Source organism: Pseudomonas sp. LBUM1641, from assembly GCF_059716235.1.
Genome location: NZ_CP166815.1, coordinates 6,177,851 through 6,198,317, shown reverse-complemented (window position 1 = coordinate 6,198,317; position 20,467 = coordinate 6,177,851). Strand labels below are relative to the sequence as shown.

17 protein-coding genes are annotated in these 20,467 nt (G+C 61.6%); 12 read left to right on the top strand and 5 right to left on the bottom strand.

The window, feature by feature from the left end; translation table 11 throughout:
• The first annotated feature begins 26 nt into the window (after nt 1-26).
• The 4 genes from ACA046_RS28530 to ACA046_RS28515 all read left to right on the top strand — a co-directional run bounded on the left by ACA046_RS28530 (nt 27) and on the right by ACA046_RS28515 (nt 5,132).
• Nucleotides 27-647, top strand: coding sequence for a heme acquisition protein HasA (locus tag ACA046_RS28530; RefSeq protein WP_459023951.1), 621 nt, complete (start codon nt 27-29; stop codon nt 645-647).
• Between the two features lie 89 nt (nt 648-736).
• A complete protein-coding gene (locus tag ACA046_RS28525) occupies nt 737-2,479 on the top strand; it encodes a type I secretion system permease/ATPase (RefSeq protein WP_497677146.1) in 1,743 nt (580 codons plus the stop codon).
• The gene (locus ACA046_RS28520; protein WP_497675391.1) at nt 2,476-3,807 is read left to right on the top strand and encodes an HlyD family type I secretion periplasmic adaptor subunit; all 1,332 of its coding nucleotides are present in this window, start codon (nt 2,476-2,478) and stop codon (nt 3,805-3,807) included. The genes ACA046_RS28525 and ACA046_RS28520 overlap by 4 nt, the downstream gene beginning before the upstream one ends.
• Nucleotides 3,804-5,132: a TolC family outer membrane protein gene (locus ACA046_RS28515; protein ID WP_497675390.1), complete on the top strand. Its 1,329-nt coding sequence runs from the start codon at nt 3,804-3,806 to the stop codon at nt 5,130-5,132. Before ACA046_RS28520 ends, ACA046_RS28515 begins: the two co-directional genes overlap by 4 nt.
• A gap of 163 nt (nt 5,133-5,295) precedes the next feature.
• Here ACA046_RS28515 and trmA read toward each other — a convergent pair whose 3' ends face one another.
• Together trmA and ACA046_RS28505 are read right to left on the bottom strand one after the other, a co-directional pair.
• Entirely contained in the window at nt 5,296-6,375 is a 1,080-nt protein-coding gene (gene trmA, locus ACA046_RS28510; RefSeq protein ID WP_318302233.1) for a tRNA (uridine(54)-C5)-methyltransferase TrmA, read from the bottom strand.
• Nucleotides 6,372-7,667 carry an NCS2 family permease gene (locus tag ACA046_RS28505; RefSeq protein WP_063026981.1) on the bottom strand — a complete coding sequence of 432 codons (1,296 nt, stop codon included), beginning with the start codon at nt 7,665-7,667 and terminating at the stop codon, nt 6,372-6,374. Before ACA046_RS28505 ends, trmA begins: the two co-directional genes overlap by 4 nt.
• Before the next feature lie 200 nt (nt 7,668-7,867).
• On the opposite strand from ACA046_RS28505, the gene ACA046_RS28500 reads away from it, so the two are divergent.
• The 4 genes from ACA046_RS28500 to ACA046_RS28485 all read left to right on the top strand — a co-directional run bounded on the left by ACA046_RS28500 (nt 7,868) and on the right by ACA046_RS28485 (nt 12,111).
• Nucleotides 7,868-8,314 carry a DUF4879 domain-containing protein gene (locus ACA046_RS28500; protein ID WP_017477850.1) on the top strand — a complete coding sequence of 149 codons (447 nt, stop codon included), beginning with the start codon at nt 7,868-7,870 and terminating at the stop codon, nt 8,312-8,314.
• Between the two features lie 106 nt (nt 8,315-8,420).
• Nucleotides 8,421-8,945, top strand: a complete 525-nt coding sequence (locus ACA046_RS28495; RefSeq protein WP_497675389.1) for a (2Fe-2S)-binding protein — start codon at nt 8,421-8,423, stop codon at nt 8,943-8,945.
• Nucleotides 8,942-9,931 (top strand): FAD binding domain-containing protein, encoded by a 990-nt coding sequence (locus ACA046_RS28490; protein WP_497675388.1) that lies wholly within the window; start codon nt 8,942-8,944, stop codon nt 9,929-9,931. The genes ACA046_RS28495 and ACA046_RS28490 overlap by 4 nt, the downstream gene beginning before the upstream one ends.
• Complete coding sequence (locus ACA046_RS28485) at nt 9,928-12,111, top strand: xanthine dehydrogenase family protein molybdopterin-binding subunit (protein WP_459023940.1); 2,184 nt, start codon at nt 9,928-9,930, stop codon at nt 12,109-12,111. The genes ACA046_RS28490 and ACA046_RS28485 overlap by 4 nt, the downstream gene beginning before the upstream one ends.
• Here the strand turns inward: ACA046_RS28485 and ACA046_RS28480 are convergent.
• On the bottom strand, nt 12,108-13,349 hold the full coding sequence (locus ACA046_RS28480) for an MFS transporter (protein WP_076014039.1): 1,242 nt from the start codon (nt 13,347-13,349) through the stop codon (nt 12,108-12,110). The two genes, ACA046_RS28485 and ACA046_RS28480, sit on opposite strands and share 4 nt — an antisense overlap.
• Nucleotides 13,350-14,577: 1,228 nt before the next feature.
• Here ACA046_RS28480 and ACA046_RS28475 point away from each other — a divergent pair.
• Genes ACA046_RS28475 through ACA046_RS28465 form a run of 3 tightly spaced genes read left to right on the top strand, consistent with a single transcriptional unit; the run spans nt 14,578 to nt 17,208 of the window.
• Nucleotides 14,578-16,017, top strand: coding sequence for a cytochrome ubiquinol oxidase subunit I (locus tag ACA046_RS28475; protein ID WP_076014038.1), 1,440 nt, complete (start codon nt 14,578-14,580; stop codon nt 16,015-16,017).
• Nucleotides 16,018-16,020: 3 nt separating this feature from the next.
• On the top strand, nt 16,021-17,028 hold the full coding sequence (gene cydB, locus ACA046_RS28470) for a cytochrome d ubiquinol oxidase subunit II (protein ID WP_008432810.1): 1,008 nt from the start codon (nt 16,021-16,023) through the stop codon (nt 17,026-17,028).
• Between the two features lie 12 nt (nt 17,029-17,040).
• Nucleotides 17,041-17,208 (top strand): DUF2474 domain-containing protein, encoded by a 168-nt coding sequence (locus ACA046_RS28465; protein WP_003215809.1) that lies wholly within the window; start codon nt 17,041-17,043, stop codon nt 17,206-17,208.
• Between the two features lie 41 nt (nt 17,209-17,249).
• Here the strand turns inward: ACA046_RS28465 and ACA046_RS28460 are convergent, their stop codons facing one another.
• Entirely contained in the window at nt 17,250-18,374 is a 1,125-nt protein-coding gene (locus tag ACA046_RS28460) for a methyltransferase (RefSeq protein WP_497675387.1), read from the bottom strand.
• Nucleotides 18,375-18,502: 128 nt separating this feature from the next.
• Nucleotides 18,503-19,213 (bottom strand): helix-turn-helix transcriptional regulator, encoded by a 711-nt coding sequence (locus tag ACA046_RS28455; RefSeq protein ID WP_459023934.1) that lies wholly within the window; start codon nt 19,211-19,213, stop codon nt 18,503-18,505.
• A gap of 437 nt (nt 19,214-19,650) precedes the next feature.
• On the opposite strand from ACA046_RS28455, the gene ACA046_RS28450 reads away from it, so the two are divergent.
• Nucleotides 19,651-20,427 (top strand): ferredoxin--NADP reductase, encoded by a 777-nt coding sequence (locus tag ACA046_RS28450; RefSeq protein WP_497675386.1) that lies wholly within the window; start codon nt 19,651-19,653, stop codon nt 20,425-20,427.
• Nucleotides 20,428-20,467: the final 40 nt, after the last annotated feature.

Sequence of the window (20,467 nt, the reverse complement as noted above, 5' to 3'; positions counted from 1 at the left end):
TACCACCCCATGACTTGGAGTTTTGCATGAGCATTTCTATTTCATACAGCACGGCCTATGCCGCTAATACCGTTGCCGAGTACCTGAGCGACTGGTCGGCTTACTTTGGCGACCTGAACCACCGTGAAGGTTCGGTCAAAGAGGGGGCGAACACTGGTGGTTTCAATCCTGGGCCGTTCGACGGTACCCAATATGGCGTGTCCAGCACGGTCAGCAATGCGGCGGTGGTCGCTGACGGCGACCTGCATTACACCCTGTTCAACCCTCCGTCGCACACGTTGTGGGGTTCGCTCGACGCCCTCAACCTGGGCACTGTCCTGACGGGCGGCGCTGCCGGCGGTAGCTACAGCCTCGCCGACCAGGAAGTCAGCTTCACCAACCTGGGCCTTGAGAGCCTGCAGTCTGAAGGCCGTGCGGGCCAGGTGCACCAGATCGTTTACGGCCTGATGAGCGGCGACAGTTCGGCACTCGCCTCGGCAATCGATTCCCTGCTCAAGGACATCGACCCAAGCCTGTCGGTCAACTCCACCTTCGACCAGCTGGCTGCAGCGGGTGTGGCGCATGTGGATTCGACGTCGTTCGCGGCGGCCGATGTGGCTTTGGTGGGCGTGCAAGACGTGCCTCAGGACTTTGCCCTGGCCGCCTGATGCCCTTGGCTGCATGAAACAAGCCGATGAAGGATCACGCCTTCATCGGCCTTTCGGTGTTTCCCGATTTCCCCCAGAGAATCCCCCCGATGCGCCATGCCGGCAACGAAACCCTGGCCGCCCTCACGGCCTATAAAAGCGGCTTCCTCAACATCGGCCTGTTTTCGGCGGTGATCAACCTGTTGATGCTGGCCCCGGCGCTGTACATGTTGCAGGTCTACGACCGGGTGCTGGCCTCCGGCAACGAGATGACCCTGTTGATGCTGACGCTGATGATCCTCGGCTTGTTCGGCTTGATGGGCGCGCTGGAGTGGGTGCGCAGCCAGGTGGTGATCCGCCTCGGTACACAGATGGACATGCGCTTGAACCAGCGGGTGTACGACGCCGCGTTCGAGGCACAACTCAAGGGCAGCACCCAGGCGGCGGGGCAGGCGCTCAGCGACTTGACGGCCTTGCGCCAGTTCGCCACCGGCCAGGCGCTGTTCGCGTTTTTTGATGCGCCGTGGTTCCCCGTGTACCTGCTGGTGATCTTCCTGTTCCACCCCTGGCTCGGCCTGCTGGCCCTGGCCGGCGCGGTGATCCTGGTGGCCTTCGCCTGGGCCAACCAGCACATCTGCCAGGCGCCGTTGGCCCAGGCCACGCAACTGTCCATCAGCGCCAGCCAGCAGGCCACGTCCAACCTGCGCAATGCCGAAACCATCGAAGCCATGGGCATGCTGGCGACCTTGCGCGCACGCTGGTTTACCCAGCACCAGGCGTTTCTTGCGGCGCAGAACCTGGCCAGTGAAAAGACCGCCGCTATCAGTGCCTGGTCCAAGGGCGTGCGCCTGGCGTTGCAGTCATTGGTCCTCGGTTTGGGCGCGTTGCTGGCGGTGCAGGGTGAGATTACGCCGGGGATGATGATCGCCGGTTCGATCCTGATGGGGCGGGTATTGAGCCCCATCGACCAGTTGATCGGCGTGTGGAAACAGTGGAGTTCGGCACGCCTGGCCTATGAGCGTTTGTCATTGATGCTGGCGGCCAACCCGGCGCGCACGGAGCGCATGAGCTTGCCGGCGCCCAGCGGCCAGTTGACGGTCGAGCAGGTGAGCGCGTGTGCGCCGGGCAGTCGTCGACCTGCGCTGGCCAACCTCGGCTTCAGTCTTCCTGCCGGTGAAGTGCTGGGCGTGATCGGGCCGTCCGGTTGTGGCAAGTCGACGCTGGCGCGCTTGCTGGTGGGGGCCTGGGCACCAATGGCCGGCAAGGTGCGGCTGGACGGCGCGGACCTGGCGCAATGGGACAAGCAGCAACTCGGCCCACACATTGGTTATCTGCCACAGGACATCCAACTGTTCGCCGGCAGCATCGCCGACAACATCGCGCGTTTCGGCGCGGTGGATTCGGACAAAGTCCTCGCCGCCGCACAAATGGCCGGCGTGCATCAACTGATTTTGCAACTGCCCCAAGGCTACGACACCCAGTTGGGTGAGGGCGGTGCCGGCTTGTCCGGCGGGCAGAGGCAACGTGTCGCACTGGCGCGGGCGCTTTACGGCTTGCCCGCGCTGATCGTGCTGGACGAGCCCAACTCGAATCTCGACGAAGCCGGCGAGCAAGCCTTGCTGCAGGCCATCGCCTCGCTCAAGGCGCAGCGCCGCACGCTGGTGTTGATCACCCACAAGACCAACGTGCTGACCCTGACCGATCAATTGTTGATCCTGCGGGACGGCCAGCTGCAAGCGTTCGGGCCGACTGTTCGGGTGTTGGAGGCCACGCAGAAACCTGCAGCAGCGCCGCCCAAACCGGTGTCGACGATGAGCATGAGCTACCGCCTCGGTGAAGGAAAAAAAGCATGAATCGACCTGTGCTTGTGGCGGACAACAGTGTGCCGCCGGTGAACAATGTGCTGGCGCTGGACGATAAAAAGTACGCGCGTCTGGGCTGGTTGCTGGTGCTCGGTGGGTTTGCCGGGTTTCTCGGCTGGGCCGCACTGGCACCGTTGGACAAAGGCGTGGCGGTGTCCGGCAAGGTCATGGTCTCGGGGCACCGCAAGACGGTGCAGCACCCGGCGGGCGGGATCGTCGAGCGGATCGAGGTGCGCGATGGCGAGGTGGTGAGTGCCGGCCAGGTATTGATCCGCTTGAAGGAAACGCCGTTACGCGGGCAGATGCAGTCCTTGCGCAGCCAGTTCATTGCGTCACAGGCCAGCGAAGCGCGCTTGAGTGCGGAGAGTGAAGGCTTGTCGGCCATCGTTTTTGGTCCCGAGCTGCTGAGCGATCCGGAGGCCGCCGCCACTTTGAGCCTGCAACGGCAACTGTTCAGCAGTCGTGCCCAAGCCCTGGCTACCGAGCAGCAAGGCCTGCGGGAAACCATCGCCGGGGCCGAGGCGCAACTGCGTGGCACGCGGGATTCCCAGGCCAGCAAAGTGCTGCAACGCACCGCGATGAATGAACAACTGCAAGGCCTGCGGGAGCTGGCGCGGGACGGCTACATTCCGCGCAACCGGCTGCTGGAAAGTGAACGCCTGTACGCCCAACTCGACGGCGCGATTGCCGAGGATTTCGGCCGCATTGGCCAGTTGCAACGGCAAGTTCTCGAGCTGCGCCTGCGCATCCGCCAGCTTGGCGAAGACTTCCAGAAAGACCTGCGCGGCCAACTGGCGGAAACCCGTACCCGCAGCGACGACCTGCGCAACCGCCTGGCCTCGGCTGAGTTCGAACTGGCCAACAGCCTGGTGCGCGCGCCGGCGGCCGGCGTGGTGGTTGGGCTGGATGTGTACACCGAAGGTGGCGTGATCAAGCCCGGCCAGGCGTTGATGGACATCGTGCCCCAGGGCGAACCGTTGCTGGTGGAGGCGCGGGTGCCGGTGCAGATGGTCGACAAGGTGCACCCGGGCTTGCGGGTGGAGCTGCTGTTCTCGGCCTTCAACCAGAGCACCACGCCGCGCATTGCCGGTGAAGTGACGCTGGTGTCGGCCGACCGCCAGGTCGATGAGCGCACCGACGAACCGTATTACACCGTGCGCGCCCAGGTCAGCGCCGCCGGCATGCGCCAGCTAGGCGGCTTGCAGATTCGTCCGGGCATGCCGGTGGAAGCGTTCGTCAAAACCGGTGAGCGCTCGATGCTCAACTACCTGTTCAAACCCTTGCTGGATCGGACTCACATGGCGTTGGTGGAAGAATGAAGGCGCTGGTATTCAGCCTGTGCTGTGCCTGTAGCGGTTCGGTCCAGGCGCTGGGATTACTCGATGCCTATGACCTGGCCCTGCGCAATGATCCGACGTTCCAGGCAGCGATCCAGGAGCGTGAAGCAGGCGAAGAAAACCGCATCATTGGCCGCGCCGGGCTGCTGCCGAACCTGTCCTGGAGCTACAACAACTCGCGCAACGAATCCGAAGTCACCCAGTCGACGGCGGTGGGCAATGTCACCAGCGACCGAGATTACCGCAGCTATGCGTCGACCCTGACCTTGCAGCAACCGCTGCTCGATTACGAAGCCTATGCGCGCTATCGCCAGGGTGCAGCGCAGGCACTGTTTGCCGATGAGCGCTTTCGCGGCAAGAGCCAGGAACTGGCGGTACGGGTGTTGAGCGCCTACAGCCAGGCGTTGCTGGCCCAGGAGCGGATCGAGCTGAGCCGCGCCCAGAAACGCGCGTATGCCGAGCGCCTGCAACTCAATGAACGGTTGCTCAAAGGCGGCGAGGGCACCCGCACCGATGTGCTGGAAACACAGGCGCGCCTGAGCCTGGCCCAGGCCGAAGAGATCGAATCGCTGGACACCCAGGACGCGGCCTTGCGCGAGCTGGAAGCGATCGTCGGTGAGCCGCTGCTGATAGAAGAACTGGCGCCGCTGACGCGACAATTCGAGATCGCGCCGCTGGAACCCAGTCGTTTCGAAACCTGGCGCGACTTGGCGATGGCCAACAACCCGGAACTCAAATCCCAGCACCACGCGCTGGACGCCGCCGAGTACGAAGTGGAGCGCAAGCGCGCCGGGCACATGCCCAAGGTCAGCCTGTATGCGAGCAGTCGCCAGACCAGTTCCGACTCGGAAAGCAGCTACAACCAGAAGTACGACACAAACAGCGTTGGCATCCAGGTGAGCTTGCCGCTGTTTGCCGGTGGCTCGGTGTCGGCGTCAACCCGTCAGGCCGCGAATCAACTGTCCCAGGCGCAATATGAACTGGACGCGCAAACCGCCAAGACGCTGATCGAACTGCGCAAGCAATTCAACCTCAACACCAGCGGCGCGGCCAAAGTGCGGGCGTATGAAATGGCGGTCAGCTCGGCCACCGCCCTGGTGACGGCGACGAAGAAAAGCGTGACCGGTGGCGAGCGCGTCAACCTCGATGTGCTGGATGCCGAGCAACAACTGTTCACTGCACGCCGCGACCTGGCGGATGCGCGGCATGCGTATCTGCTGGCGCGGATACAGCTGAAGTATTTCGCGGGGTTGCTGAACGAGCAGGACCTGCGGGCGTTGGCGGGGTATTTCCAGCCGTCGGCATGATGGCGATATTTGCCAACACACCGATCCATTGTGGGAGCTGTCGAGCCTTGGCGAGGCTGCGATGGCGGCGGGACTGACGACATTTTTTTGTCTGACCCACCGCCATCGCGGCCTCGCTAAAGCCCGACGGCTCCCACATTTTGATCTGTGCGGTCCTGGGGATTTAACGCCGTGTCAGCAACACACCCGATTCCATATGGTGCGTCCACGGGAACTGGTCAAACAATGCGCACTTGGTAATCCGGTGCGTGTCATGCAGTTGCGCAATGTTCGCCGCCAGCGTCTCCGGGTTGCAGGAGATGTACAGGATGTTCTCGAAGCGCCGTGTCAGCTCGCAGGTGTCCGGATCCATCCCGGCACGCGGCGGGTCGACGAACACGCTGCCAAATTCGTAGCTCTTGAGGTCGATGCCGTGCAGGCGTCGGAACGGCCGCACTTCGTTCAAGGCTTCGGTCAGTTCTTCAGCAGATAAGCGCACCAGGGTGACGTTATCCACCGCGTTTTCATCGAGGTTGCTCAGGGCCGCATTCACCGAGGTCTTGCTGATTTCGGTGGCCAGCACTTTGCGCACGCGGGTGGCCAGGGGCAGGGTGAAGTTGCCGTTGCCGCAATACAGCTCGAGCAAGTCATCACTGCGCTCGCCCAAAGCGTCGTACGCCCAGTTGAGCATCTTCTGGTTCACGGTGCCGTTGGGCTGGGTGAACGCGCCTTCCGGCTGGCGATAGCTGAAGGTGCGACCGCCGACGTCGAGTTTCTCCACCACGTAATCGCGGCCGATCACGTCACGCTTGCCCTTCGAACGGCCGATGATGCTGACATTCAGATCAGCCGCCAGCTTGTTCGCTGCCGTATGCCAATGCTCATCCAGCGGGCGGTGATAACACAGGGTGATCATCGCGTCGCCGGCCAGGGTGGTGAGGAACTCCACCTGGAACAGCTTGTGGCTCAGGGCGGCGCTGGCTTGCCAGGCGGCCTTGAGCTGCGGCATCAACTGGTTGATGCGCAGGCTGGCAATCGGGAACTCTTCGATGAGGATCGGCGTGCGCTTGTCGTCCTGGGAGAACATTGCGTAGTGGCGCTGACCCTCTTCGCGCCACAGGCGGAACTCCGCCCGCAGGCGGAAGTTCTGCAACGGCGAGTCGAAAACCTGAGGCTCTGGCGCGTCGAACGGCGCCAGCAGGTCACGCAAGCGCGTGACCTTTTCTTCCAGTTGAACGGTGTAGCTTGCGGCGTCAAAAGTCATGCGTTGAACCAGCCCAGCTTGATCACGAACAGAATCGACAGGATCACCAGCGCCGGGTTCAGCTCACGGTAGCGGCCCGAAAGCAGCTTGATGGCGGTCCAGGCGATGAAACCGAAGGCGATGCCGTTGGCGATGGAATAAGTGAATGGCATCGCCAGGGCGGTGATCACCACCGGCGCGGCGACGGTGATGTCGTCCCAGTCGATTTCGGCCAGGCCCGAGGTCATCAGTACGGCAACAAACAACAGCGCCGGCGCGGTGGCGAAGGCCGGAACGCTGGCCGCCAGTGGCGAGAAGAACAGCGCCAGCAGGAACAGGATCGCGACCACAACGGCGGTCAAACCGGTACGGCCACCGGCGCTCACGCCCGCAGCCGATTCGATGTAGCTGGTGGTGGTCGAGGTGCCCAGCAGCGAGCCGGCCATGGCCGCGGTACTGTCAGCGATCAGCGCACGGCCCATTTTCGGCATGTGGCCGTCCTTGCCCATCAGACCCGCGCGCTTGGCGACGCCGATCAGGGTGCCGGAGTTGTCGAACAGGTCGACGAACAGGAACGCGAAGATCACGCTCACCAGACCGATGTCCAGGGCGCCTTTGATGTCCAGTTGCAGGAAGGTCGGGGCCAGCGAAGGTGGCATCGACATCACGCCGCCGAACGGGGTGAAACCCAAAGCGATGGAGGCGATGGTCACCACCAGGATGCCGATCAACACTGCGCCGCGCACTTTCAGGGCTTCCAGCGCAACGATCAGCGCGAAGCCGAGGGTGGCGAGGATCGGTGCCGGTTGTTTCAGGTCGCCCAGGCCCACCATGGTGGCCGGGTTGCTGACCACGATGCCGGCGTTGTGCAGGGCGATCAACGCCAGGAACAGGCCGATACCCGCCGCAATCGCCGAGCGCAGCGGCAGCGGGATGCTGTTGATGATCCATTCGCGGATGCGGAAGATCGACAGCAGGAAGAACAGCACCGCCGAGATGAACACGGCACCCAGCGCCACTTGCCAGGTATGGCCCATGTGCAGGACGACGGTGTAGGTGAAGAACGCGTTGAGGCCCATGCCCGGTGCCAGGGCAATCGGGTAGTTGGCGATCAGGCCCATCACGGTGGAACCGATGGCCGCCGCCAGGCAGGTCGCGACAAAGACCGCGCCCTTGTCCATGCCGGTCTCGCCGAGGATGCTCGGGTTGACGAACAGGATGTAGGCCATGGCCAGGAAGGTGGTGACGCCCGCGAGAATCTCGGTGCGCACATTCGTGTTGTGTGCCTTGAGTTGAAACAGCTTTTCCAGCATGCCTGCTCCCTGTGACGCTATTTTGCGTCGTTATTTGTTGACCTCTAAGTCAAAGCACAAACTGCGCCAAGCGGCTGTGGTTCCAGAGAGGATCGGAAAAAGCGGCGCATCATACCAGCAGCCGAGGGCCAGTGGCGCATAGGCTTGATCATGGCCTTGAGGCATACTGCGCCGACGTTTATTACAGGGTCATCGACAGCATGAAAAAAGCCAGCGCCTGGAGTCTAGCTCTGTTCGGTTGTATCGGCCTGTGGCTCGGTGCAGCACCGGCGTGGGGCGCGCCTGCACCGGCGTTGAGCGAGGTGCGGGTGTTCAAGGTGCAGTCGGCCAATTGCACGGAAACCATCCCTGAACGGGCGGCCAGCACCCAGATGTGCACGCACCGTGGGCAGACGCTGGTGTACGTGATGGAAGTCGGCCTGGGCAACAGCTCCCAGGCGTTTTTCGACGGCGCGCCGGTGTCCGGCACCAGCACCGCCATCTGCCAGGTCGGCTCCATCAGCCAGGCGTGCAGCGGCGCGGGAACGTTGATGGGCTACATCTATACGTTCCAGCTGGATGTCGAAGCCGGCGGCACGTTCCAGTACAGCAACACCTCGATCAACCCACCGCGCAACCAATTGGTCACCACCCTCAGCATTCGCTGATCGCCACCCATCAATTGCCTTGAACGCTCATAAACTCCGGAAGTCGGACCGCTAAGACGGCGACTTTCCTGAACGCCGCGATTGCACACCAATCCGTGAGGTGTTTATGAGCGTGACCCCCACCGGCGCGGCGGCCAAGCCGTTCGTCAGCCATCCGATACGCATGACCCTCAATCGCCGGGACATCCAACTGGATGTATTGCCCTGGACCACTCTGCTGGACCTGCTGCGCGAGCAACTGGACCTGACCGGCACCAAGAAGGGCTGCGACCACGGCCAATGCGGCGCCTGCACCGTGTTGCTCAACGGTAAACGGGTGAACGCCTGCCTGACCCTGGCGGTGATGTGCGACGGTGCCGAATTGACCACCATCGAAGGCCTGGCCTTGGGCGAAGACCTGCACCCGATGCAAAAGGCCTTTATCAAGCACGACGCCTTTCAGTGTGGCTACTGCACGCCGGGGCAGATTTGCTCGGCGGTGGGCCTGGCCCGTGAAGGCCGCGCCCACGACACCGCGCAAATCCAGGAACTGATGAGCGGCAACCTGTGCCGCTGCGGCGCCTACAACAACATCCGCGATGCCATCGAAGAAGCCTTGCCGGCGTGCCGTGCGCAGGGAGGTGAGCAATGAATCCCTTCCATTACAGCAAACCGCTGGATGTGCAGGAGGCGGTGCACCTGGTCAGCCCGGCATCGCGGTTTATTGCCGGTGGTACCAACCTGTTGGACTTGATGAAAGAAAACATCAGCCGCCCCGAGCACCTGATCGATATCACCGGCCTGCCGCTTCGTGACGTGGAAGAAACCACCGAAGGCGGCCTGATGATCGGCGCCCTGGTGAGCAACGCCGACCTCGCGTGGCACCCACTGATCGAACAACGCTACCCGTTGTTGTCCCAAGCCATCCTCGCCGGCGCCTCGCCGCAATTGCGCAACATGGCCAGCACCGGCGGCAACCTGTTGCAACGCACCCGTTGCTACTACTTCTATGACGCCGCCGTGCCCTGCAACAAACGCGAGCCAGGCAGCGGTTGCCCGGCGAGAGTTGGCTTGAACCGCATTCACGCGATTCTCGGCGCCAGCGACCAGTGCGTCGCCACCCATCCTTCGGACATGTGCGTGGCCCTGGCCGCGCTGGATGCCCGGGTGCATGTGCAGGGCCGGGGCGGTGCGCGGGTCATCGAGTTCGCCGACTTTCATCGGTTGCCGGGGGATGCACCCCAGCGGGATAACCAGTTGGCCGATGATGAGTTGATCACTGCGATCGAGTTGCCCGCTGACCACCTGGCTGCCCACAGCCACTACCTGAAGATCCGCGACCGCGCTTCTTATGCCTTCGCTTTGGTATCCGTTGCGGCAGCGTTGGAACTGGAAGGCGATGTGATCGTAGACGCGCGCCTGGCCCTGGGCGGCGTCGCCCACAAGCCTTGGCGTGATCGCGCGGTGGAAGCCGCGCTGATCGGCCAGTCCGTCAGCCGCGAAACCTTCAGCACTGCCGCCGAAACGTTGCTGCTGGACGCCGAGCCGCTGGAGCACAACGGCTTCAAGATCAAACTGGCACGCCGCGCGATCATTCGTGCCCTGAGCGATGCCGCTGTTGCGGGAGCCACATCATGAGTGCGATCGGCAAGCCGTTGGACCGGGTGGACGGTCTGCTCAAAGTGACCGGGCAAGCGCGATATGCCGGGGAATTCCCCGAGGATGGCCTGCTGCACGGCAGCGTGGTGTCGAGCAACATCGCCAAGGGCCGGGTTGTCCGCATCGATGCTTCCAAAGCCCTGGCGCTGCCCGGGGTGATGATGGTGCTTGATCACCTCAACCGCCCGAAACTCGCCAGCTACGACGACAGCTACGCCGATGCCGATGCCGCCGACGGCTCGCCATTTCGCCCGCTGTACAACGACCGCGTGCTGTATAGCGGCCAGCCGTTGGCATTGGTGATTGCCGATAATCTGGAACTGGCGCGTCATGCCGGCTCTCTGGTGGAGATCGAATACGCCGCCGAGCCTGCCGAGACCGACCTGCTGGCCTTGCAGGACCAGGCGCACCCATCGCCGCAAACACCGCCCAAGCCGCGCGGCAACTTCCAGGCTGAATGGACCGGCGCCGCCACGAGCCTGGACCTGCACTACAGCACGCCCATCGAGCACCACAACCCGATGGAGCCCCACGCCAGCACCGTGCTGTATCAGCCGGACGGCACCCTGCATATCCACGACAAGACCCAGGGCCCGCAGAACTGCCAGGCTTACGTGCAGAAAGTCTTCGGCCTGGATAAAAGCCAGGTGCGCATCTTCGCTGCGTTTGTCGGTGGTGCCTTCGGTTCCGGCTTGCGGCCGCAGTACCAGTTGCCGCTGGCAGTGATGGCATCGCTGGCCCTGAAGCGTTCGGTGCGCGTCACTCTTACACGCCAGCAGATGTTCACTTTTGGCTATCGCCCGCGCACCTTGCAGCGCCTGCAATTGGGCGCAGCCGCGAATGGTCGCTTGCTCGCCCTGGGCCACACCGCCATCGGCCAGACTTCGCGCTTCGAGGATTTCAGTGAGCACGTGGTGGAGTGGAGCGGCATGCTCTATCACTGCGATAACGTGCTGTTGACCTACAAACTGGTGCCGCTGGATGTGTTCACGCCGTTGGACATGCGCGCACCCGGCGCGGCGCTCGGGGTGATCGGCCTGGAGTGCGCCATGGACGAACTGGCCTGCGCCCTGGGCATCGACCCGGTGCAACTGCGGCTGATTAACTACGCCGAGCGCAATCAGAACGAAGACAAGCCCTGGTCCAGCAAAGCCTTGCGTGAGTGCTACAGCGAAGGTGCCGAGCGTTTCGGCTGGAGCCAGCGCAACCCGGAACCACGGAGCATGCGCGACGGTCGCCAACTGATCGGTTGGGGCATGGCCGGCGGCGTATGGGAAGCGATGCAAATGAAGGCCAGCGCCAAGGCGCGAATCGATCACCTGGGCAAGCTCACGGTCAGCAGTGCCACCACCGATATCGGCACCGGCACTTACACTGTCATGGTCCAGATTGCGGCCCAGGCCAGTGGCGTACCGGTGGGCGACGTGACGTTCCTGCTGGGGGATTCATCACTGCCGACGGCGCCGTTGCAGGGTGGCTCGTTTACTGTGTCGTCGGTGGGCAGCGCGGTGCAGCAGGCGTGCGAGGCGTTGAATGCCAAGCTGCTGGATATTGCGCGCAAGACGTATCCGGCTTTTAAAGATGCAGAGTCGGCGCGCTTCGAGAATGGCCAGTTGCATGCCGGGGACCAGCGCATCTCCCTGGCGCAATTGGTGCAGGACAGCGGCGAGCAAGCACTGGAAGTACAGGTGGATTGCGAGCCGGGCAAACAGCGCGAAGGCTATGCCTCTGCCACTCATTCGGCGGTGTTCGTCGAAGTGCGGGTGGATGAGGACTTGGGCACGATCAAGGTCAGCCGGGTGGTCAGTGCGATTGCGGCCGGGCGGGTGGTTAATCCGAAGATGGCCCGCAGCCAGATTCTCGGCGGTGTGGTCTGGGGCATCGGCATGGCGTTGCATGAAGAGACCCAGATTGACCATCAATTGGGCCGCTATATGAACCACAGCCTGGCCGAGTATCACATCCCGGTAAACGCGGATATCGGCGAGATTGATGTGCTGTTTGTCGAAGAACACGACGAGATCGTCAACGCCCTGGGTTCCAAGGGCGTCGGCGAGATCGGGATTGTCGGAGTTGCTGCGGCGGTGGCCAACGCGGTGTATCACGCCACCGGCAAGCGGGTGCGGGACTTTCCCGTCACCCTCGACAAGGTGTTCTAAACCTTGGCGGGTTCTTCCACCGGCACATGCATGCGGTCGCGGTTGGCCAGGGTCGGGAACAGTTTGATCCAGACCCCAGTCACCAACAGCGTGCCGATGCCGCCCATGACCACGGCGGGTACGGTGCCGAACCAGTGGGCGGTAATCCCGGACTCAAACTCGCCCAACTGATTCGACGCGCCGATAAACAGCCCGTTGACCGCGCTCACCCGGCCGCGCATTTCATCCGGGGTTTCCAGTTGCACGAACGAGGCGCGGATCACCATGCTGATCATGTCCGCTGCGCCCAATACCACCAGCACGGCCAGGGAGAACCAGAACGAGGTCGACAGGCCGAATGCAATGGTGGCTACGCCAAACACCCCAACCGCCGTAAACATGATCCGCCCGACGTGCCGGTCCACGGCAAACCGTGCCAGCCACAACGACATCAACAATGCCCCGACCGCTGGCGCCGAACGCAGCAGCCCGAGGCCCCATGGGCCGGTCAGCAGAATGTCCTTGGCAAACACCGGCAGCAACGCGGTGGCGCCGCCCAGCAGTACGGCAAACAGGTCCAGGGAAATCGCCCCGAGGATGTCTGGCCGACTGCGGATAAAACGAATCCCGGCCAGCAACGAATCCATGGTCGCCTTGGCCTTGTTCAGCGGCGTCTGGCGCGCAGGCAGGTTGAGGGTCAGCACGCAGGCGATCAGGTACAGCACCACCGTGGGGCCGTACACCCAGACGCTGCCGAATGCGTACAACAAACCGCCCAGAGCCGGCGCCACGATGGTGGCCAATTGTTGTGCCGACTGCGACGACGCCACCGCGCGGGGAAACAGTGCAGTGGGCACGATGCTCGGCAGCATGGCCTGGGTGGTGGGCATTTCAAACGAGCGGGCTGCGCCCAGCAGGAACGCCAAGATAAAAATCATCTCGCGGGTGACATTGCCGGTGAGTCCGCCGATTGCCAGGGACAGCGCGATCAACGCTTGAACGGTCTGGCAGATGGCTGCGACCTTGCGCCGTTCATAGCGGTCGGCCACATGGCCGGTGTGCAGCATGAACAGTACCCGCGGCACGAATTCCACCAGGCCGACCAAACCCAGGTCCAGCACGTTGCCGGTCAGTTGGTAGAGGTTCCAGCCGATGGCCACGGTGAGCATCTGGAAGCCGCTGGCGGTGAAGATCCGCGCCAGCCAGAACGCGATGAAAGGGCGGTGATGACGTAACAGCAGCGCGGGTTCACTGGGCATCGGGGAGACGGGTCTGGGTGGGGGAACGGTGAGGTTATCACCAACTTGTAACCAATAGTTGCGTGGTGGGTTGGGGGGATGAGATATGTTCAGTCTGGCTGAGTACATATCCGTTTCTTCGGTAACGGCCACTTATGGTTCCGCTCTTACAGCGGGTCACTTTTGGCAAACGCCCCAAAAGTAACCAAAAGGTCTTTGCCCCACCACTCGGTGCCTCGCCTAGGCTCGGCATGCCCGCACTCCGGCCCGGTTCCGCGGGCCGCCGCGACGGGCCATCCATGGCCCGGCGCGGCTAAATCGGCTTCCCTGCCGATTTACCCGCTCCACCGTGCCTACTTGCGGCCATCGTGGTTGACGGGGCCCGCAGATCAAAATCACAAGCAGATCAAAAGCCAGAGCACAGCGGCCTACAGGCCGGCTTGAGTGTGAGAAGCAGGGGCAAGATCCAGAGCGAAAGCAGGGCTGCTTTTCTGTGGGAGCGGGCTTGCTCGCGAAAAACCTGAGACCGCCGCGTTGAACCAGAATGCCCACGTCATCGTTAACGACCTTCGCGAGCAAGCCCGCTCCCACATTTGGACCGTGCCCGCTTTAGCTTTTGATTTGGCAGTTGCTGTTGCTTCACCACACTCAAGCCGGCCGGTAGGCCGCTGTGCCCTTGATCTGCTTTTGATCTTGATCTTAGGCGCCCCGTTAAACCACGCTGGCCGAACGTAGGCAGTACGGAGCGGGTAAACCGGCAGGACGCCGGTTTAGCCGCGACGGGGCAGGGACGCCCCGTCGCGGCGGCCCGCTTCGTACTGCCGGAGTGCGGGCACACCGAGCCCAAGCGAGGTGCCGAGTGGTGGGGCAAGAGCGTTTTGCTTACTTTTGCGCTCTTCAAAAGTGAGCCGCTGTAAGAGCGGAACCCATACAAGCCATCACCCAAATAACGGATATACACCCCATGCCCGCCCAATCTCACCACAGACAACGCCCACTCACCACTGAGGCAACCTGTCACGCGGCAAAAGACCACGCCTTGCTCTCGCGAAAATGGGACTACTCTTTCAGCAATGCTTGACCCAGATCAAAACCTTCGCCGGGATTGCTCTGGCGGCCGCAAGGCCAGAATCCCTGCGTGGTTGGTTATAAAAAGAAACGAATTTGAATTCGCCACACTCCATATCCGTGGGGGCAGTGGGTGCAGGCCTCCAGCCAGCATTCTGTATTACCTGACAGAGGAAGACTTATGTTCGGTTTGGAGGCGCTAGATCTCGCCCGAATTCAATTCGCGTTCACCATCTCATTCCATATCCTGTTCCCGGCCATCACCATCGGCCTGGCCAGTTACCTTGCGGTGCTGGAAGGCCTGTGGCTCAAGACCAACAACGACACCTACCGTGACCTCTACCATTTCTGGTCGAAGATCTTTGCCGTCAACTTCGGCATGGGCGTGGTCTCCGGTCTGGTCATGGCCTATCAGTTCGGCACCAACTGGAGCCGCTTCTCGGACTTCGCCGGCGCTGTCACCGGGCCGTTGCTGACCTATGAAGTACTCACGGCGTTCTTCCTCGAAGCCGGTTTCCTGGGGGTCATGCTGTTCGGCTGGAACAAGGTCGGACGCAAGCTGCACTTCTTCGCCACGGTGATGGTGGCCGTCGGCACGCTGATCTCGACCTTCTGGATTCTCGCCTCCAACAGCTGGATGCAGACGCCGCAGGGCTTTGAAATCATTGATGGCCGGGTGATTCCTACCGACTGGCTGGCCGTGATTTTCAACCCGTCGTTCCCCTACCGCCTGATGCACATGGCCACGGCAGCCTTCGTCGCGACCGCGTTCTTCGTCGGTTCTTCGGCGGCCTGGCACTTGCTGCGCGGCAAGGACAACCCGGCGATCCGCACCATGCTGTCGATGGCGATGTGGATGGCGCTGATTGTCGCGCCGATCCAGGCGGTCATCGGTGACTTCCATGGCCTGAATACCCTCAAGCATCAGCCGGCGAAGATCGCCGCGATTGAAGGCCACTGGGAGAATATCGGCGACGAGCCCACGCCGTTGATCCTGTTCGGCTGGCCGGACATGAAAGCTGAAAAAACCAAGTTCGCGGTGGAAATCCCGTACCTCGGCAGCCTGATCCTGACTCACTCCCTGGACAAGCAGGTGCCGGCCCTCAAGGACTTCCCGCCTGAGGATCGTCCGAATTCGACCATCGTGTTCTGGTCGTTCCGGGTCATGGTGGGCCTGGGCTTCCTGATGATTTTCACCGGCCTGTTCAGCCTCTGGCTGCGCCGTGGCGACAAGATGTACACGTCCAAGCCGTTCCTGTACCTGGCGCTGTGGATGGGCCCGTCCGGCCTGATCGCGATTCTCGCCGGTTGGTTCACCACCGAAATCGGCCGGCAGCCGTGGGTGGTCTACGGGCTGATGCGCACGGCGGACGCTTCGTCCAACCACAGCTTTGCGCAGATGAGCATCACGTTGGTGTTGTTTGTGGTGGTGTATTTCGCGCTGTTCGGCGCGGGCCTGGGCTACATGATGCGCCTGGTGCGCAAAGGGCCTGTGACCCACGAAAGCACCGAGCCTACTCACGGTGGTCCTGGGCAGAAACGCACACCGGCCCGTCCGTTGTCGGCGGCTGATGACAGTGCCGATGCCGATCACGGCGACACCTTGAACAAGGGGAACTGAGCCATGGGTATTGATCTTCCGCTGATCTGGGCCGTGATCATCATCTTCGGCATCATGATGTACGTGGTCATGGACGGCTTCGACCTGGGGATCGGCATTCTCTTCCCGTTCATCCCGGGCAAGACTGACCGTGACGTGATGATGAACACCGTCGCCCCTGTGTGGGACGGCAACGAAACCTGGCTGGTACTCGGCGGCGCGGCGTTGTTTGGCGCGTTCCCGCTGGCTTATTCGGTGGTGCTCTCGGCGCTGTACCTGCCGTTGATGCTGATGCTGATCGGGCTGATCTTTCGCGGCGTGGCGTTTGAATTTCGCTTCAAGGCCAAGGACGACAAGCGTCACCTGTGGGACAAGGCCTTCATCGGCGGCTCGCTGGCGGCGACGTTCTTCCAGGGCGTAGCGCTGGGGGCGTTCATTGATGGCATTCCGGTGGTCGACCGCCAGTTCGCCGGCGGCTCACTGGATTGGCTGACGCCGTTCACGATGTTCTGCGGCGTGGCCTTGATCGTGGCGTATGCGCTGCTGGGTTGCACCTGGCTGATCATGAAGACCGAAGGCAGCTTGCAGGAGAAGATGCACAACCTCGCGCGGCCCCTGGCATTCGTGGTGCTGGCGGTGATCGGTATCGTCAGCCTGTGGACGCCGCTGGCTCATCCGGAAATCGCCTCGCGCTGGTTCACCCTGCCGAATCTGTTCTGGTTCCTGCCGGTGCCGATCCTGGTGCTGGTGACCATGTACGGCCTGATTCGCGCCGTGGCCCGGAATGCGCACTACACGCCGTTCCTGCTGACGCTGGTGCTGATCTTCCTCGGCTACAGCGGTCTGGGGATCAGCCTGTGGCCGAATATCATCCCGCCATCGGTATCGATCTGGGACGCCGCCGCGCCGCCGCAAAGCCAGGGCTTCATGCTGGTGGGCACCTTGTTCATCATCCCGTTCATCCTGGGCTACACCTTCTGGAGCTACTACGTGTTCCGCGGCAAGGTCACCCACGAAGACGGTTATCACTAGGAGGATTGACTCATGTCCGGCAAACCTTCGTTGCACGACATCGAACAGGCCGAGAAAAAGCCGCTCTGGCAACGCCTGGGCTGGCTGGCGATGATCTGGACCGGCAGCGTCCTGGCCCTGTTCGTGGTGGCCAGCTTGATGCGCATGTTCATGAATGCCGCGGGCCTGACCACCCACTGACATCCCGTTGTAAATATTGCCCTCCTTGATGGAGGACTTTTTTATTTGCGCGCCTTGAGAATCACGAACTTCGGCGTCGCCGCCACTTGCTCGACACCGCGGAACAAACGCGCCAGCTTGCTGTGATAACCCAAGTGGCGGTTGCCGACGATATACAGGGCGCCGCCTACTACCAGCGCTTCCCGTGCCTGCTGGAACATGCGCCAGGCGAGGAAATCACCCACCACTTGCTGCTGGTGGAACGGCGGGTTGCACAGCACCACGTCCAGTGATTGAGGCTCCTGATCGGCCAGGCCGTCGCCGGGGCGAATCAGCACGTCGCGCTCACCCAGGGCCGCGCGCCAGTTCTCGGCGGCCGATTGCACCGCCATATAGGACTCATCCACCAGCGTGTACTGCGCCTCGGGGTTTTGCAGCGCGCTGGCAATCGCCAACACACCGTTGCCGCATCCCAGGTCTGCCACGCGGGCGCTGCCCAAGTTTTGTGGCAAGTGCGGCAGGAAGGCACGGGTACCGATGTCCAGGCCTTCGCGGCAGAACACATTGGCGTGGTTGAGCAGTTCAATGGCCGGGGTTTCCAGGCTGTAGCGCGTCGGGTAGGGCGATACTGCGTGCGGCCGGTCGGCCAGGGTGGCGATCAGCAGGCGGGCCTTTTTGACCGCAAGAGAGGCGTGCATCGGCCCGATAAAGCGCTCCAGCAATTCACCGGCGGCGCGTGGCAAGTGCTTGACCATCGCCCCGGCAATGACCTCGGCGCCGGGTGCCAGCTGGCCTTGCAGGCGAATCAGTTGTTCTTCGAGCAGGGCCAGAGTCTTCGGCACGCGGATCAGTACGCGGTCGAACGGCCCGGTTGGGGTCTTGCTGGCGGGCAGGAACGTTACCGCGTCGAAGGTCTTGCCGTTGCGCGCCAGGTTCTTCTCCAGGCCCAGGGCACTGAGGAACGAGTCACCACTGGAGGTCACCTGCACATGCCCTTCGAGGCTGGCCGCCAGCGCGCCGAAACTGTCGTTGAGCACCAGTACGCGGGTCGCCGGTGTCAGCTGTTGTTCCGCCAGGTAACTGAGTAAGTACTCATCGGCTGCATCAAACGCTTGCAGCGGGTCGTTGTGCTGTTCTGGCTGACGGATCAGGTCGAGTTGGGCGAAGGGGCTGTCGAGCAGGGGCATGGCGGGGGAGACTCTGGGTAAGCGAACCATCGGGGTGAGCGGCGACGCGAGGCGCATCAGGGGCTCGCGTCATCACCCGGAACTGGCCGCAAATGTTACGTTTTTTTCCTCTGGATTACATTCGGTGTTTAAAACAACCCGCATTTCACTGCCGTGATCACTGCGGCAATCTTGTTACTGACCCCCAGTTTCTTCATTGCACTGCTGATATGGAAGCCGACCGTGCGTTCGGACAGGCACAGGATGGTGGCGATGTCGGCGGCGGTCTTGCCCATGGCGGACCATTGCAGGATTTCGGTTTCCCGCGGGGTCAATTTACTGGGGGCTTGCGGGCTAGGAGCGTCAGCATATTTTTTTGCGACGACCGCATGCATCGCGTGGCAAATCCAGAGTACTTGCCCGGCTTTTTCATAGAGCTCTTCAGGACCCACAGGGCCGGAGTCGCGTCCCAGGCTCAGCATGCTGAACACACCCTGGAAGTCATGGACCGACTGAGTCCATCCGAAATTCAGGCCGTGGGATTGGGCATGAACCCATAAATCCGGTACCGAGGAAAAGATTTTCTCATCCCAGACGATAGGTAGAACCGAGCGTTTGCAGTGTGCAACCACAGGATCCAGATCAAAGTAGTGTTGTTGTTTGTACAGCGTATTCCACTCGTTTGAATAGTTGTTGAAGTTAACAGTTTTCGTTTGGTTGTTTGGTATGTGAGAACTAAGGGTGAATGCACAGTATTGGAAGCCAAGCTCGTAGGTAAGGTTGAGGGCGGCTTCGTACATACTGGTTATTTCGCTTTCGCCTTCGAGTTTGGGAATGCGAGTGTTATGCCAGTTGATCATCGGTAACGCTCCATGTACACGGTTTTTTCATGGGGTACTTCCAAGACCCCCGGTTACGACATGAAAAATTAGTGTAGGACAACGGCTACAGTTCGAAATGAAAATTCTGTTATTTTCGGCTGTGCTTTTAGTCCAAGAGTACCTGTACAAATTAAAATCGGTGTACAAGTTACGGAGCGCGATAAAGGTTTTTCTATTTTTTTGAAGGGCTTGCTGTGAGTGTTACTTATTAATATTTAGTTACATTTCATCATCTAGCGTCTTGTCGGAGTGCGGCTAATAGCCAAATGTTTAGTACCGTCCAGCGTTTGCCGATTTGTGCTCGTGGGAAAATCGTTGGCCAAGACCTCTGCGCAGCGGTAATGCCAGCACAAACCATCGGTGTTTCCAGGCGCTGCTTTGAGGGACACTAGGGGCCTCTGCAAATGGAGTTTCCCATGACGGCCAGTGCTGAAAAATACACCTGCCAGACCCTGCTCGACGTGCAATCGCTGACCCCCAGCCTGTTTACCCTGCGCACCACCCGTGACCCGGGCTTTCGCTTTCGCGCCGGACAATTCGTGCGCCTGGGGGTGACCAAGGCCGATGGCAGCATTGTGTGGCGTGCTTATTCGGTGGTGTCGTCGCCCTTTGATGAGTACCTGGATTTCTTCTCCATTGTGGTACCAGGTGGCGAGTTCACCAGTGAGCTGAGTCGCCTGCGGGAGGGCGATACCTTGCTGGTGGAGCGCCAGGCCACCGGGTTCCTGACCCTGGACCGGTTTGTTGATGGTCGCGATCTCTGGTTGTTGGGGACCGGGACCGGCATTGCGCCGTTTCTGTCGATCCTGCAGGACTTCGAAGTGTGGGAGAAATTCGAGCGTATCGTCCTGGTCTACAGCGCCCGCGAAGCCAAGGAACTGGCCTATCAGACGTTGATCCATGAGCTGGGCGAACGTGAGTACCTGGCGGAGCACGCCCACAAGCTCACCTACATTCCTATCGTGACCCGTGAGCAACATCCGGGCGCGCTGAATGGGCGGATTACCACCCTGATCGAGAACGGTGAATTGGAACGCGCTGCAGGCATCGAGCTGACCCCTGAGCATTCCAGAGTGATGATTTGCGGTAACCCGCAGATGATCGACGACACGCGTCAGCTGCTGAAACAGCGTGACATGCAACTGAGCCTGACCCGCCGCCCGGGGCAGGTTGCGGTAGAAAACTACTGGTAAAACAAAGGCGCCCTGCAGGCGCCTTTACTTTATTTGCCGA

What these genes read in the sequence shown, in the direction of transcription:
- ACA046_RS28530 (WP_459023951.1), top strand. Translation starts at nt 27, where the DNA reads ATGAGCATTTCTATTTCATACAGCACGGCCTATGCCGCTAATACCGTT.
- ACA046_RS28525 (WP_497677146.1), top strand. Translation starts at nt 737, where the DNA reads ATGCGCCATGCCGGCAACGAAACCCTGGCCGCCCTCACGGCCTATAAA.
- ACA046_RS28520 (WP_497675391.1), top strand. Translation starts at nt 2,476, where the DNA reads ATGAATCGACCTGTGCTTGTGGCGGACAACAGTGTGCCGCCGGTGAAC.
- ACA046_RS28515 (WP_497675390.1), top strand. Translation starts at nt 3,804, where the DNA reads ATGAAGGCGCTGGTATTCAGCCTGTGCTGTGCCTGTAGCGGTTCGGTC.
- trmA (WP_318302233.1), bottom strand. Translation starts at nt 6,375, where the DNA reads ATGACTTTTGACGCCGCAAGCTACACCGTTCAACTGGAAGAAAAGGTC.
- ACA046_RS28505 (WP_063026981.1), bottom strand. Translation starts at nt 7,667, where the DNA reads ATGCTGGAAAAGCTGTTTCAACTCAAGGCACACAACACGAATGTGCGC.
- ACA046_RS28500 (WP_017477850.1), top strand. Translation starts at nt 7,868, where the DNA reads ATGAAAAAAGCCAGCGCCTGGAGTCTAGCTCTGTTCGGTTGTATCGGC.
- ACA046_RS28495 (WP_497675389.1), top strand. Translation starts at nt 8,421, where the DNA reads ATGAGCGTGACCCCCACCGGCGCGGCGGCCAAGCCGTTCGTCAGCCAT.
- ACA046_RS28490 (WP_497675388.1), top strand. Translation starts at nt 8,942, where the DNA reads ATGAATCCCTTCCATTACAGCAAACCGCTGGATGTGCAGGAGGCGGTG.
- ACA046_RS28485 (WP_459023940.1), top strand. Translation starts at nt 9,928, where the DNA reads ATGAGTGCGATCGGCAAGCCGTTGGACCGGGTGGACGGTCTGCTCAAA.
- ACA046_RS28480 (WP_076014039.1), bottom strand. Translation starts at nt 13,349, where the DNA reads ATGCCCAGTGAACCCGCGCTGCTGTTACGTCATCACCGCCCTTTCATC.
- ACA046_RS28475 (WP_076014038.1), top strand. Translation starts at nt 14,578, where the DNA reads ATGTTCGGTTTGGAGGCGCTAGATCTCGCCCGAATTCAATTCGCGTTC.
- cydB (WP_008432810.1), top strand. Translation starts at nt 16,021, where the DNA reads ATGGGTATTGATCTTCCGCTGATCTGGGCCGTGATCATCATCTTCGGC.
- ACA046_RS28465 (WP_003215809.1), top strand. Translation starts at nt 17,041, where the DNA reads ATGTCCGGCAAACCTTCGTTGCACGACATCGAACAGGCCGAGAAAAAG.
- ACA046_RS28460 (WP_497675387.1), bottom strand. Translation starts at nt 18,374, where the DNA reads ATGCCCCTGCTCGACAGCCCCTTCGCCCAACTCGACCTGATCCGTCAG.
- ACA046_RS28455 (WP_459023934.1), bottom strand. Translation starts at nt 19,213, where the DNA reads ATGATCAACTGGCATAACACTCGCATTCCCAAACTCGAAGGCGAAAGC.
- ACA046_RS28450 (WP_497675386.1), top strand. Translation starts at nt 19,651, where the DNA reads ATGACGGCCAGTGCTGAAAAATACACCTGCCAGACCCTGCTCGACGTG.